Below are 13,285 nucleotides of genomic sequence, written 5' to 3'. Positions count from 1 at the left end.
ACATGAACCGAGCTGGAACATCCTCGGGCCGGAACCGTTGTTCCATAAGACCGAAAAAGGAGATCCGTCATGGACTGGAACCGCGTTGAAGGCAGCTGGAAGCAGATAACCGGCAAGGTGAAGGAGCAGTGGGGCAAGCTCACCGACGACGACATCACCGAGATCAACGGCAACCGCGAGCAGCTCGAGGGCAAGATCCAGGAACGCTACGGCAAGGCCAAGGATGAAGTGAAAAAGGACGTCGACGATTGGTATGATCGACAGACCTGGTAATGCGAAGGGTCCCGATTGGGACCCTTCTGTTGTAGAGTGGCAGGTGAAACGTCAGTTTCTGGATTTCCAAATCCGGTATTCCTCGCGATGTGCGGTGTAGTACCGCAATCTTGGCAAGGGGACCGCTGCGCGCCCCCCGTTGCATCCCCCAGGCCTTGGTGTGGATCGGGCATTGAGCCCCATCCACACCATCGAACCGTATCGCCGGTTCACCACTCGCGGGTCCTGGAGATTTCCCTCTCCACCCGCACCGGGCCATGGAGAAACGTCCGCCGTTTCATCGCGCTTAAGGCGGGGCGTTCCAGCCCCTCCCTAAGAACCCACCCTGACAGGCGTGCAGCCGCCGGACCACAGGGCAAGGGGAGGCCGCTCCCCCTTCCAACCCACGGCCAACCGTCCGCCGGTTGGATGCCTCTCAGGTCTGTCTTGGCAGATTTCTGCTCTTCACCGACCCTGAAAATGCTGATGCATTATCGGGTATAATCGGGTATAATCGGGTATGGAATTGGATATGCAGGCGACCCGATCATGAGGGAGCCCAAGATCATACTAACCCAGGACCTCGTTAAACTCATCGCTGAAATCGATGAATTTAAGGGGCGGTGGGACGCCCTGAAAACACTCTCGCCCGACCGGCTGGACGCGCTGCGCAAAGTCGCGACGGTCGAAAGCGTGGGCTCATCCACACGCATTGAAGGGGCGAAGCTTTCCGACGCGCAGGTCGAAGAGCTTCTCTCCAACATCAAGATGCAATCGTTCAATACGCGGGACGAGCAGGAGGTCGCGGGCTACGCCGAGGCGATGGACCTTGTCTTTCAGGCCTTCGACGATCTGCGCCTGACCGAAAACCACATCTTCCAGCTTCACCAGACGCTGCTGCGTCACAGTGTGAAAGATGAGCGGCATCGCGGGGGATACAAGACCCTGCGCAATGACGTCGTGGCTTTCGATGCGGACGGCAAAGAGCTTGGCGTCGTATTTGAGACGGCAACACCATTCGACACGCCGCGCGATATGGAAGTGCTGGTTGCCTGGACCCGTAAAGCGATTGATGAAGAAAGCCTGCATCCTCTGCTGATCGTCGCGGTCTTCATCGTCCAGTTTCTGGCGATCCATCCATTCCAGGACGGGAACGGGAGGCTTTCACGCGTCCTCACTACCTTGCTTCTTCTTCGGGCGGGCTACGTCTATGTGCCCTATGCCTCGCTGGAACGCGTAATCGAAGAAAACAAGGACCTCTATTACAAAGCCTTAAGGCGGACGCAGACCACGCTCAAAGGCGAAGCCCCCGACTGGGAGCCGTGGTTCGGATTTTTCCTGCGCGCCCTCAAGAAACAAAAGGACAGCCTGGCGAAGCGTCTTGACCGCGAGCGCGAGCAGGAAAGCGCAGACGATGCGCTGCCGGAGCTTTCCATGCAAATCCTGGCGCTATTCAAAGCCCATGAGCGACTAACCCCGGCTGCCATCGAGCGAGAGCTCGGGGCCAACCGCAATACCCTCAAGGTGCGCCTGCGGGAGCTTGTCGAGGCCGGTCGGATCAAAAGGCACGGCAAGGCAAGGGCGACCTGGTACACGCGGGGCTAGCGCCACGGCTCGCCAGAAAAGGCTCTTACCGCCGCTTAGCTGTGGCATCACTATAAATACAATCAATATCAAGTTGTTAAGTGCGGAAGTTGAGCGAAGACCAATGGATCATGTCGGTGAAATTGAGAAAAGACTTTGGAGTGTTGCAGATCATCTGCGGGCGAACTCCAATTTTGCCAGCAATGAATACTTCCTCCCAGTCATGGGGCTTATAGCTCTCGGCAGGCAGGCCAGTTCGGTCGTCATAGAGATAGTCGTAAATGGACTGACGGAAGCGGTCGCGTGTTGCCGTCTTGTCAAATATGCCCTGGACGTCGAGCATTTGCCGCTCAAGCTCTTGCAAAAGCGAAACGGCGACTGACTTGACCTTCTTAATTTCTGGCTTTGAGAGGTCGGGCTTGAGTAGCATGTCGAAGACTGCCAATTGCTCTTCGGTATCGAGTCCCTCTGCAACGTGACGCTTTTCTTCCTCTGACATTCCGCCGTGAGCCGCATCAAGGCCTCGAACGTCGCCTCGATCGTGTTCTTGTCTTTTTCCTTGTTGTATTCACGGACGATGTCGTCGAAGCGCTCCTGGAAATCGACGCAAAGCGGATTTTCTGCGAGCATCTTGCGGAGCCTGTTCTCGATCACGGTCTTCATGTCCTGAACATCCGTGTGCTTCTGTTCGCTCTTGGCAAACTCCCGACGGAGCAGCTCGAAGTTGATTTTCGAGATGTCGAATATTTTGTCGCCTGCCGCTGGGTCCGCGGCTACATCAATAGCTTCGCTGACAATGGCGTTCAGCTTCTGGATGATCTCAGAGGTGTCTGCGCTATCGCGGTCTTCCTCCAGGGTATTATAGAGAAGGCGATGGCTTCGCTTTCCGCTCGGTGTTTCTGCACGCTTTCGAAGGTGAGACAGGCCTTGTACTTCCTGAAAACCGAGCGCGCCGATATCTCGAACTTCTTGCGGCTTTCATCATCGACATTGACCGCCTGGCATCAACCAAGGCCTTATTTCTCGCAAATCCCATTGCGGTTTTAAGGATGGCCAGGTCGAAGCCATTGTCTTCTAGCTGCTCACCAACAAACTCGATGGCATCGGAGAGTTCTTCCAAGAGCTCTTCTTCAGGGTGCAGAGGATCGGTCTCCGGCCCCCCTTCACCGCCCATCGTGTCGTCACCTGTGTGCCCGGCAAACGTCGCCAGGGCTTTGCCGGGTTTTTCGAGATGCCGCAATAGTCGACGATCAGGCCGTTGTTCTTGCCCTCCTTCACGCGGTTGGCGCGGGCAATACGGCAAATCCATTCCGGCGGAGAAGCTCCACACGAAATTCGATCAACTCTTGCGGAAGCTTGTTCCAAGCGAATCCTTATTCAGGGCCGCGTCTCTCATGTTCAAAGATATTTGGGAGCATCGTTTGTCGCAAGGCGCAGCACAGAAGGCTGCCTTGGGTGCAGAGCTGATCAAGATCGAGCGCCAGGCATCGCAGTTACTTGATCGGATCGTTGAGACCGACGTTGTGAGCGTTATTAATGCCTACGAAGCTCGCTTTCGCAAACTGGAAGCTGACAAGCTGGCAGTCGCTGAGAAGCTCGCAACTTCCGGCCGCCCCGCCCGCACCTTCGACGATGCACTTAGAAACTCCCTAATGTTCCTCGCAAGCCCCTGGAAACTTTGGGAATCCGGTCAAGTTGAAAGCCGTCAAGCCGTGCTTAAACTGGCATTTTCAGGACCATTGACCTATCAGCGAAATGAGGATTAGAACACCAAATTTGACCTTACCTTTCAAGGTGTTAGGGCAAATTTTATCCGGTGAAAACGGGATGGTGCACCCGACAGAATTCGAATCTGTGACCTCTGCCTTCGGAGGGCAGCGCTCTATCCAGCTGAGCTACGGGTGCATCTTGTGTGTGCGATATTGCAAGGAACCGAATATCCCTCACTCACGGTGTCAATCTAGGCTCTTTTTCACTCCACGATCACCACCGGCGAACATGAACCCAACGGTTGAGGAACGAACTTCGTCACCTAACCCGCACGTATACGACTGATTATTCAGCTAGCCGAAACTGGGCGAGAACACAACCCAGACTGTCACTCTTGGCCAAAAATGTATCTGCGATACCCAGCGAAGCTTTCGGGGAGCAACGCCGACGCCGAAATCCCCGCGCTGGGCGGCACCTGGGATTGCTTTGGCCAGACGGGGCACAAACTAATTGTAAGGCAAGGCAGGCGAACTCGGGTGCACGCCCATCGATACGTCCGGCCTATGAGCCGACCGATTTGCGAAGTCATTTGCTATGTGCCTCCGCAAGGCGCACAGTGAGGCTATCGGAAGCAAGGCCACGGGCGTTTCCGATTAAGAGAACCTTGATCGCTCTTCCGCAACGGAGGAGCAGATGGCTCGAACCAGAAGCTTATTGTCCGATATTCGCCTTCTCATCGTCGAAGATGAGACGCTGATTGCCATTCTCCTGGAAGATTTCGCAGCCGAGTTGGGCTGCCGGATGTCAGTGACCTCTGCCACTGCCGAGCAGGCGCTCCTGGCTATCAAGACCTTTGTTCCACAAATGGCACTGGTGGAATGCTCGTTGAACCAATCTGGTCCCGAGTTCCGTGTTGCTAATGCGCTGGATGATGCGGCGATCCCGTTCATCTTCACCTCCTGCCACGATATTGGCGTGCTGCCGTCCCGGCACAGGCGCCAGACCGTCGTGGCGAAGCCGTTTTCGGTGGCGGCGCTCAAAAGTGCCATTCTTCGCATTCGTGCCGACCAGAAGTCCCAAGCCTGAGAAAGGCCTCCGCAATGACTCAGAACAGCCGAGACATTTACAAAAGCAGCAATGGCGACCGCTGGACCCTGGTGCGGATCGATGGGCGTGTCGTGGTGCGCCACCGGGCCAACGAGCCCTCGGGCGGCGCGACCAGCGATGCCGAATTGCTCGATTTCCTGAAGGCTGGGGCCTTGGCCCGGAAAAGCAGAGCCTGGTTCGCCTCATCGGCACGCTTATCGATGGTGATGCGACCAAAGCGACTGAGGTGCTGCCCAGTTCCAGCCATGCCGGTTGAATTGCCGCCTACCAAGAGCAGGGCTGCAACCATTTCGCGCCCAGCCATCGGCTATGGGCGCTCGATAGCCTTCGCTTCCGGCTTCATGCTGGTACTGGGCATTTTGCTCCTGGTCGGCGGCTGGGTGGTCATCGCCTAGAGGCCCCTGCAACGCTCGACCCAATGCTTAGCTACCTCGCTCTCAAGGAGCCAAAATGACGACTGCCTATCTGGTCCAGGGGTTCACCCTTAAGGGCTCCAAGCTCGTCGCGGATGTCGTGAGGCCCTGCAAAACCGAAGAATCGGCAATCGCGACCGCCGAACGGCTCGGTCCGATCCGCGCCGGGGTGGTTGCCTTCTCCCAGGAAGTCGACATCGAAACCGACGCCTATGACACGCCCATCGTGTTGCTCGAAATCGGGCGACTTCCGCCCGGCCTGTTCGAATAGACCTGCAATCAAACCGAGGAAATAGCCATGTCAAAAGACCGGAAAAACGGCAATCGCGAAGCCAAGAAACCAAAGGCCGTAAAGCTCCCGGCCGTCGAGACCACGGCAGTGAAGGGGACGGCCGCAGCGATCTCTGCGCCGAAGGCGAAACACTGACACCCTCCACGCTGCCAGCCAGGGCGCCCGCGATAGGACTGCCCGCTGTACCAGCTGTCGGCCGGGCCCAGCGCGCCCGCATCGATATTGTCCGCAAGCCCTGGGGCAGCCGCCACCTGCTGCCTTGGAGCGGCGTAATTGTACGCGGCGAGCCGGTGGGCGAGCTGTGGTACGAGCCGGCCGACGGGAATGCTGAGGCGCCGGCACTGTTGCTCAAACTGCTGTTCACCGAACAGCGCCTGTCGGTGCAGGTGCATCCCGATGACGCCTTCGCTCAATCCATCGGCCTGCCCAATGGCAAGACCGAGGCCTGGTATGTCCTTTCGGCCCGGCACGGCGCACAGGTGGCTATCGGGCTCAAGCGCGCGCTGACACCGGCAGAGCTGCGCGCGGCGATCCTTGATGGTTCGGTCGCCAAGCTGATCGGCTGGCGCGACGTGACGGCGGGCGAGGTCATTTACGTGCCGGCCGGCACCATCCACGCCATCGGACCAGGCCTCGTGATCGCCGAAATCCAGCAGCGCAGCGACGCCACATTCCGCATGTTCGACTATGGCCGGGATCGTGAACTGCATCTCGACAATGCCATTGCCGTGGCAGACGCAAATCCGCCCGCCCCGCAGGTGCCCGCCACCACGCTGAGCGAGGCTCGCACGGTTCTGATCGCCAATGAGTTTTTCATCCTCGAACGCCTCACCTTGTTGCCCGCATCCAGCCAGCGCCTGACGGCTTCGGGCGAGACCTGGATCATGGCCATATCCGGCCGGCTGGCTCTGGGCAAAGACGATCTCGATGTCGGGGAAGTCGCCCTCATGTCCGCCGGCCGCACCGAACTGGCCTCCGGCCCCGCAGGCGCTATCGTCCTTGTGGCCTATCCCGGCCCCGATGTGGCCGCAGGCCTTCTCGAAGCCGCAACCCATTTGGAGGTGTCGGCATGACACGCATCAAGCGCATCGCCTTTATCGGCAATTCCCTGCCGCGCCGTTGTGGCATTGCCACCTTCACCACCGATTTGCAGCAGGCCGTCGCCGCCTCGCCCTTGCCGCTCGAAACGGTAATCATCGCCATGACCGATGCCGGCCGCCGCTATACCTATCCCAAGGTTGTGGCCTTCGAGGTCGAGCAAGACCGGCTCGAGGATTATGTGCGGGCCGCCGAATTCATCAATAAGGGCGGCTTCGACGCGGTCTCGCTACAGCACGAATTCGGCATCTTCGGCGGCGAGGCCGGCGAATATATCCTGGACCTGCTCGACCGCCTCACCGTACCGGTGGTGACCACGTTGCACACCGTTTTGGCGGAACCCAGTACCGCGCAACGGCGTGTGTTGGAGCGCATCCTGGCCATGTCGGCGCGCGTCATCGTCATGGCCGAAAAGGGTCGTGAGCTGCTGCTCGCCATCGACGGCGCCAATGCCGCCAAGATCGAGGTGATCCCCCATGGCATTCCCGATTTCGCCTTTGTCGAGCCCGACGCGGCCAAGCTGAGCCTGGGTTACGGCGGCAAGACCGTCATCCTCACCTTTGGCCTGCTCTCGCCCAATAAGGGCATCGAGGTGATGATCGACGCCATGCCGCTGGTGCTCAAAAGCCGCCCCGATGCCATCTATGTCGTGCTGGGCGCGACACATCCCAACCTGGTGCGCGATCGGGGCGAGGCCTATCGCGAAAGCCTGCAGGCCCGTGCCGCGGAGCTGGGCATTGGCGAGCATGTCGTGTTTCTCGACCAGTTCGTCGATCGGCCCACGCTGCTGCAATATATCGCCATGTGCGATGTCTATGTGACGCCCTATCTCAACCAGGCGCAGATGACTTCGGGCACGCTGGCCTACAGCTTTGGCCTGGGCAATGCGGTGGTCTCGACACCTTATTGGCACGCGCAAGAGCTGCTCGCTGGCGAGAAGGGTATCCTGGTGCCCTTCGGCGATGCCAATGCCACCGGTCAGGCAATAGCCGGCCTGCTGAATGACGAGCCCCGGCGCCAGGCCATGCGCCGCCGTGCCTATGCGGATAGCCGCCACATGACCTGGGAGCGGACGGCCGAGCGCTATGTCTCCGTGCTCGAAGAGGTCAGTGCGCCAAAGCGTGCGCATAACCTGCTTCGCGGCCAGCAAACGCCCAAGCTGCCAGCCATGGCGCTCGATCATCTGGAAGCCATGAGTGATGGCACGGGGCTGTTCCAGCACGCCGTTCACTGCGTGCCCGACCGCGCCCATGGCTATTGCGTCGATGACAATGCCCGCGGCCTGTTGCTGGCCAGCGTGCTCGACGCCGATGGCCGCGAATGTCTGCCCGACCGGCTCACATCGGCCTATGCCGCCTTCGTGCAACACGCCTTCAATCCCGACAGCGGCCGCTTCCGCAATTTCATGAGCTTTGACCGCCGCTGGCTCGAAGAACAGGGCTCACAAGACAGCCATGGCCGCACCCTGTGGGCCCTGGGCGTTGCCGCCCGCAGCGGCGCATCGGCCTCGCGGCGGCAATGGGCAGCTGCGCTCTTTGCCCAGGCATTGCCCGTCGTGGAAAGCTTCGCCTCGCCCCGCGCCTGGGCGTTCACGCTGCTGGGCCTGCATGCCTATTGCGCCGTGGTGGCTAACGACAAATTTGCCGCCCGGCTGCGGCTGGTGCTCGCCGACCGCCTCGTCGCCCTGCTGCGTCGGGTGGAAACCCCTGATTGGATCTGGCTTGAAGAAGGCCTCTCCTATGACAATGCACGTCTCTGCGAAGCATTGATCCTTGCCGGCCGCGCCACCGCTAGCGAGGCCTATGGCGTTTCTGGATTGCGCATGCTCGGCTGGCTCATGGCCCGCCAGACCAGCCCAAGCGGCCAGTTCCGCCCGGTGGGCAGCAGCGGATTTTCCGATATCCGCCTGGCACCCAAACCCTTTGATCAGCAGCCGGTGGAAGCGGCCGCCACCATCGCTGCGTGCCTTGCTGCCTGGCGCATGACCGCGCAGCCGCGCTGGCGCGACGATGCCAGCCGGGCCTTTGCCTGGTTCCTGGGCAGCAATGATCTGGGCCTGCCCTTGGTCGATCCTGAAACCGGCTCGTGCCGGGATGGCCTCCATCCCGACCGTCGCAACGAAAATCGGGGCGGCGAATCCGTCGTCTCCTACCTGCTCAGCCTGGCCGATATGCGTCAGTTCGAACGTGTCGCGCTCGTGCCGGACCGCTCGCAGCCGCTGCATCGCGGCGATATTCAGCCTTTCCCAAAACCACAATTTCGAGGTCGCCTTGTCGCAAGCAACATTCCTGAACCGGCAGGCCCTTTATCTCCGTCCTGATCCCGCCCGGGTGATCGTTCGGCCCTTCAAGCCGGCCACCGAGCCCAAGGATTTCAAGCCGACCGACAAGACCCGCGCCAACCATATTGTCGACCGGGTCCTGGCTTTGGACGACGCAACCGTAGCCAGCCAATTGGCCGACGTGCTGGAAAACTTCCAGGGTCGGCATCGCAATCTGCTGCGCAGTTTTGAAACCCGCGCGGCGGAAATGGAGGAGGCGCTATTTGACCACGCGCCCTTCACCAAGCTGCAAAGCCAGCTGGTCGGCGCCTATTTTCTCAACGAATATTCCTTCGAAGCCTCGGCTCTGTTCAACCCGAGCATTGTCCCGCATCCCGACCAAACGCTGGCCCCACCGGGCGGCATGCGCTTCGTCCTCAGTCTGCGGGCGGTGGGAGAGGGCCATGTTTCCTCGCTGACCTTCCGGGCTGGCACGCTTTCCAAGGATGGCGCCGTCTCTATCGATCCCACGGCACGGTTGGCGGCAACAGCGAAGCTGCCCGACAATTTCGACCCACAGGTCGATGGGCCGGTCGAGGTGCTGTTTGACACCCAGGACATCAGCGAACGCGTGCTGTTCCCGGTCACCGCCGCCCAATCCAACGGCATCGAAGACGCCCGCTTCGTATTGTTCGAGGATGAGGGCGAGCGCACTTACTACGCCACCTACACTGCCTATGACGGCCGCGGCATCCGCTCCGAGCTCATCGAGACACAGGATTTTCTGAGCTTCCGCATGACCCCGCTCAAGGGCAGTGCGGCCCGCAACAAAGGCATGGCTTTGTTCCCTCGCAAGATCGACGGCCGCTACGCCATGATCGGTCGGCAGGACAATGAGAACCTCTATCTCATCTATTCCGATGATCTGCTGACCTGGGACGGCGGCAAGCCAATCCTCAGGCCGCAATGGCCTTGGGAATTCGTGCAGATCGGCAATTGCGGATCACCCATCGAGCTGGATGAAGGCTGGCTGCTCTTCACCCACGGGGTCGGTCCGGTGCGCCGCTATGCCATTGGGGCAGCGCTGCTCGATAAGGCCGATCCGAGCAAAGTCATTGCTCGCTCACGCGAGCCGCTGGTCCATCCGGATCCGTCCCAACGCGAAGGCTATGTGCCCAATGTCGTCTATACCTGCGGCGCCATCCGGCACGGCAGCCGCATCATTCTGCCCTATGCCGTATCAGATACATTCTCCAATTTCGCCACCATCAAGATCGAAGCACTGCTGGGCGCCATGAACCCGGTGTCCTGAGGCAGTGAGGCGAAACACGCGTCGTGAATGCCGGCTGTGTTTTCATGCTATCGCCCTTACCAGCCGACAAGGTATCAGGCTCGACATCATAGCGACGTACACAACGCGATGATCTTTACGCGCCAAAGTGGAAGGGCGGTCCGGTGACGATGGACCTTCACGTGTGCTGTGTATCCGCTTCATCGCCTGCGCTGAACTGGCGCATGGCGGTCCGCTGTTCGAGCGAAAGCACGGCTGCGGTACCGCAGCAGCTGTCATCGGCAAGAACATAGTGGCGGCAGGCAAGCCCAATGGCCCCTGCCGTCAAAAGTCAGCGCTTTACTTTTGCACCATGCCGGTCCTCGCGCATCTCGAACCACATGGCATTGAGAATGGCGAAACTGCAGGCGAGGCCGACCCCGAGAATCCAGGAAAAATACCACATGCTCGTCTCCTAATAGGCGTTGGGGTTCTTTTCGAGACTTTCCGTACTCACCGTGCCACGCATCACTCGGAACACCCAGCCGGTATAGAGGAGGATGATGGGCAGAAAAAAGCAGGTCACCAGCAGCATGATGAACAGCGTCAAATGGCTGGAGGAGGCGTCCCAGACGGTCAGGCTCGCCTCCGGCACCGTCGAGGATGGCAACAGGAAGGGAAATAGCGACAGGCCCGCCGTTGAAGTGATGCCGAAAATGCCGAGGCTGGAAGCCAGCAGTGCCGGCAACCGCCAGCGCGCCTGTAGCGCCAGCAAGGCGCCGATCATGCCAGCAAACCCCAGCACTGGGGCAAGGATCATCCAGGGATAGAGCCCATAATTGGCCAGCCACCCGCCCCGCGTCAGCGTCACAGTCTTGGCCAGCGGATTGATTGCCGCGTTGGGATCGACAACGCTGGTAATGGTATAGCCATCAACGCCCAGCGCGATCCACATGCCGCCCAGCGCGAAAAGGGCAATGGTCGCCATGGCCGAAATGGTGCCATAGCTCCGCGCCCGTTCGGCCAACGGGCCGGTGGTCCGCCCGGCGATTACACTGGCCCCTTGCGTCACGATCATGCCCAGGCTCACCAATCCGCAGAGCAGGGCAAACGGCATCAGCAGCAGGAAGAAGTTGCCGGTATAGAAGGCCCGCATCGTGTCATCGAGGTGGAATGGAGCGCCCAGCAGCACATTGCCCACCGCCACGCCAAAGATCAGCGAGGGCACGAAACCGCCAATGAACAGCGCCCAGTCCCAGGCCGCCCGCCAGCGCGGGTCTTTCACCTTGCCGCGGAACTTGAAGCCCACCGGCCGAAGGATCAGGGCCAAGAGGATCACGATCATGGCCAGATAAAAGCCAGAAAAGCTCACCGCATAGAGCGGCGGGAAGGCGGCAAAGATCGCCCCGCCCCCTAGCACCAACCATACCTGATTGCCCTCCCAGGTCGGCCCAACGAGATTGAGTAGCACGCGTCGTTCTTCATCGGTACGGGCGACAAAGGGCAGCAGCGCGCCCACGCCAAGGTCGCGCCCACCCATAATGGCAAAGCCAATCAGCAATATGCCCAGCAGCAGCCACCAGACCAGGCGCAGGGTTTCATAGTCGAGCGGAATGGAGCTCATGATCCAAGTTCCTTATTGGCGGGAGTAGCCGGAAGCGCGGCAATGACGAAGTCCTCGTCATCGGTGGGGCTGGCGGCAAAGAGCTTTTCCTGCGGCCCGGCCTTGATGATCTTGATCATCAGCAGGACCATGATGATCAGCAGCACGGTATAGAGCGCGACAAAGAAGCTGAGTGAGATCACCAGATCCCAGAAGCGCAGCCCCGAGGCGGCATAGAAGGTCGGGAGCACGCCCTCGACCACCCAGGGCTGGCGGCCATATTCAGCGATGAACCAGCCCGCTTCGATGGCGAGCCAGGGCAGCGGCAGTGTTGCCACCCCGATCCACAGCATGGTCCGGTTAGTGTCGATCCAGCCGCGCGAGGCGCGGTAGAACCACACGGCAAAGAAGGCAATGAAGAAGAAACCCACGCCCACCATCAGGCGGAAGCTCCAGAACAGGGGCCACACATCGGGCACGGTATCGAACGAGGCCAGGGCAATTTCCTCGCCCGTCGCATTCTCGATATCGGTCCGGTATTTCTTGAGCAGCAGGCCATAACCTAGATCGGCCCAATGCTGCTCGAACAGGGCGCGTGCCTCGGCATTGCTTCCATCGGCCCTGATGTCCTGCAGCGCGCCATAGGCGATCATGCCGGACTGGATGCGGATTGCCGCACGTTCGACCAATTCGGTGATGCCGGGCAATTCCATATCGAGCGAACGTGTGGTGATGATGCCTAGCACCCAGGGCAGACGCACCTCGAATACCGGTTCGCCCGGTATGCTGCTGGGAATGGCGAACAGGGTCAGCGCTGCAGGCGCGGGCTCGGTGTGATACATCGCCTCCATCGCGGCGATCTTCATCTTCTGCTGCTCGGTCGCGACATAGCCGCTCTCATCACCCAGAACCACGACCGACAGCGCCGAGGCGAGGCCAAAGCTGGCCGCCACGACCATAGAGCGTTTGGCCAGTTCCGCGTGCTTACCCTGCAGGAGGAACAGGCAGGAAATGGCGAAGATGAAGACGGCGCCGCAGACATAGCCCGCGCTCACCGTATGCACGAATTTGGCCTGCGCCACCGGATTGAAGATCACCGCCATGAAGTCGGTAACTTCCATGCGCATGGTATCGGGGTTGAATTTGGCGCCGACCGGATTCTGCATCCAGCCGTTGGCGATAAGGATCCACAGGGCCGAGAAATTAGCGCCCAAAGCGGTCAGCCAAGTGACGGCGAGGTGCCCCACCTTGCTCAGCCGGTCCCAGCCGAAAAAGAAGACGCCGATAAACGTAGCTTCGAGGAAAAAGGCCATCAGCCCTTCTATGGCCAGCGGCGCCCCGAAAACGTCGCCCACGTAATGACTGTAATAGCTCCAGTTCATGCCGAACTGGAACTCCATGACGATGCCGGTAGCCACGCCCATGGCAAAATTGACGCCGAACAGCGTGCCCCAAAAAAGAGTCGCCTTGCGCCAGATATCGCGCCCGGTCATCACGTAGACGCTCTCCATAATGGCCATCATGAAAGACAGGCCCAGGGTCAGCGGCACGAAAAGAAAATGGTACATGGCGGTGGCGGCAAATTGCCACCGCGAGAGTTCGACAACCGTCATGTCGATCATGGCGCGAATGCCCCTGTGAGTAAGCTCAGCCGCCGATTCGTGGCTGTCCCGAGGCTCTTTTGCCGTGTCGGGGG

Annotated in this window: 15 protein-coding genes and 1 tRNA gene; 10 read left to right on the top strand and 6 right to left on the bottom strand. The window is 60.0% G+C overall.

Annotation, left to right across the window (positions count from 1 at the left end; translation table 11 throughout):
* Positions 1-69 precede the first annotated feature (69 nt).
* Entirely contained in the window at positions 70-273 is a 204-nt protein-coding gene (locus tag N8A98_RS01860; protein WP_262165324.1) for a CsbD family protein, read from the top strand.
* A gap of 528 nt (positions 274-801) precedes the next feature.
* Positions 802-1,857, top strand: coding sequence for a Fic family protein (locus tag N8A98_RS01855; protein ID WP_262165322.1), 1,056 nt, complete (start codon positions 802-804; stop codon positions 1,855-1,857).
* A 76-nt stretch (positions 1,858-1,933) separates the two neighbouring features.
* On the opposite strand, the gene N8A98_RS01850 is transcribed toward N8A98_RS01855, so the two are convergent.
* Both N8A98_RS01850 and N8A98_RS01845 read right to left on the bottom strand, forming a co-directional pair.
* On the bottom strand, positions 1,934-2,335 hold the full coding sequence (locus tag N8A98_RS01850; RefSeq protein ID WP_262165932.1) for a hypothetical protein: 402 nt from the start codon (positions 2,333-2,335) through the stop codon (positions 1,934-1,936).
* Between the two features lie 360 nt (positions 2,336-2,695).
* Entirely contained in the window at positions 2,696-3,145 is a 450-nt protein-coding gene (locus tag N8A98_RS01845; protein WP_262165320.1) for a hypothetical protein, read from the bottom strand.
* An 85-nt stretch (positions 3,146-3,230) separates the two neighbouring features.
* On the opposite strand from N8A98_RS01845, the gene N8A98_RS01840 reads away from it, so the two are divergent.
* Positions 3,231-3,602: a hypothetical protein gene (locus N8A98_RS01840; protein WP_262165318.1), complete on the top strand. Its 372-nt coding sequence runs from the start codon at positions 3,231-3,233 to the stop codon at positions 3,600-3,602.
* Positions 3,603-3,664: 62 nt separating this feature from the next.
* Here the strand turns inward: N8A98_RS01840 and N8A98_RS01835 are convergent.
* Positions 3,665-3,741: transfer RNA gene (locus N8A98_RS01835), tRNA-Arg, on the bottom strand.
* Positions 3,742-4,239: 498 nt separating this feature from the next.
* Here N8A98_RS01835 and N8A98_RS01830 point away from each other — a divergent pair.
* From N8A98_RS01830 to N8A98_RS01800, 7 genes are all read left to right on the top strand, one after another.
* Entirely contained in the window at positions 4,240-4,632 is a 393-nt protein-coding gene (locus tag N8A98_RS01830) for a response regulator (protein ID WP_262165316.1), read from the top strand.
* Positions 4,633-4,646: 14 nt separating this feature from the next.
* The gene (locus tag N8A98_RS01825; protein WP_262165314.1) at positions 4,647-5,048 is read left to right on the top strand and encodes a hypothetical protein; all 402 of its coding nucleotides are present in this window, start codon (positions 4,647-4,649) and stop codon (positions 5,046-5,048) included.
* 55 nt (positions 5,049-5,103) lie between these two features.
* Positions 5,104-5,337: a hypothetical protein gene (locus tag N8A98_RS01820; protein ID WP_113120823.1), complete on the top strand. Its 234-nt coding sequence runs from the start codon at positions 5,104-5,106 to the stop codon at positions 5,335-5,337.
* Between the two features lie 27 nt (positions 5,338-5,364).
* On the top strand, positions 5,365-5,493 hold the full coding sequence (locus N8A98_RS01815) for a hypothetical protein (protein ID WP_262165310.1): 129 nt from the start codon (positions 5,365-5,367) through the stop codon (positions 5,491-5,493).
* Positions 5,494-5,648: 155 nt separating this feature from the next.
* Positions 5,649-6,431, top strand: coding sequence for a class I mannose-6-phosphate isomerase (locus tag N8A98_RS01810; RefSeq protein WP_262165308.1), 783 nt, complete (start codon positions 5,649-5,651; stop codon positions 6,429-6,431).
* Positions 6,428-8,776 carry a glycosyltransferase family 4 protein gene (locus N8A98_RS01805; RefSeq protein WP_262165306.1) on the top strand — a complete coding sequence of 783 codons (2,349 nt, stop codon included), beginning with the start codon at positions 6,428-6,430 and terminating at the stop codon, positions 8,774-8,776. The genes N8A98_RS01810 and N8A98_RS01805 overlap by 4 nt, the downstream gene beginning before the upstream one ends.
* Complete coding sequence (locus tag N8A98_RS01800; RefSeq protein WP_262165304.1) at positions 8,727-10,028, top strand: glycoside hydrolase family 130 protein; 1,302 nt, start codon at positions 8,727-8,729, stop codon at positions 10,026-10,028. Before N8A98_RS01805 ends, N8A98_RS01800 begins: the two co-directional genes overlap by 50 nt.
* A 310-nt stretch (positions 10,029-10,338) precedes the next feature.
* Here the strand turns inward: N8A98_RS01800 and cydX are convergent, their stop codons facing one another.
* From cydX to N8A98_RS01785, 3 genes are read right to left on the bottom strand one after another with little or no spacing between them, the layout of a single operon-like run.
* Complete coding sequence (gene cydX / locus N8A98_RS01795; protein ID WP_262165302.1) at positions 10,339-10,452, bottom strand: cytochrome bd-I oxidase subunit CydX; 114 nt, start codon at positions 10,450-10,452, stop codon at positions 10,339-10,341.
* Positions 10,453-10,461: 9 nt separating this feature from the next.
* Entirely contained in the window at positions 10,462-11,610 is a 1,149-nt protein-coding gene (cydB, locus tag N8A98_RS01790) for a cytochrome d ubiquinol oxidase subunit II (RefSeq protein ID WP_262165299.1), read from the bottom strand.
* Positions 11,607-13,211: a cytochrome ubiquinol oxidase subunit I gene (locus N8A98_RS01785; RefSeq protein ID WP_262165297.1), complete on the bottom strand. Its 1,605-nt coding sequence runs from the start codon at positions 13,209-13,211 to the stop codon at positions 11,607-11,609. Before N8A98_RS01785 ends, cydB begins: the two co-directional genes overlap by 4 nt.
* Positions 13,212-13,285: the final 74 nt, after the last annotated feature.

It is taken from the genome of Devosia neptuniae, from assembly GCF_025452235.1.
Classification (GTDB): Bacteria; Pseudomonadota; Alphaproteobacteria; order Rhizobiales; family Devosiaceae; genus Devosia.
Note: the sequence above shows the minus strand (reverse complement) of the source record. Positions and strands in the feature narration are given on the sequence as shown.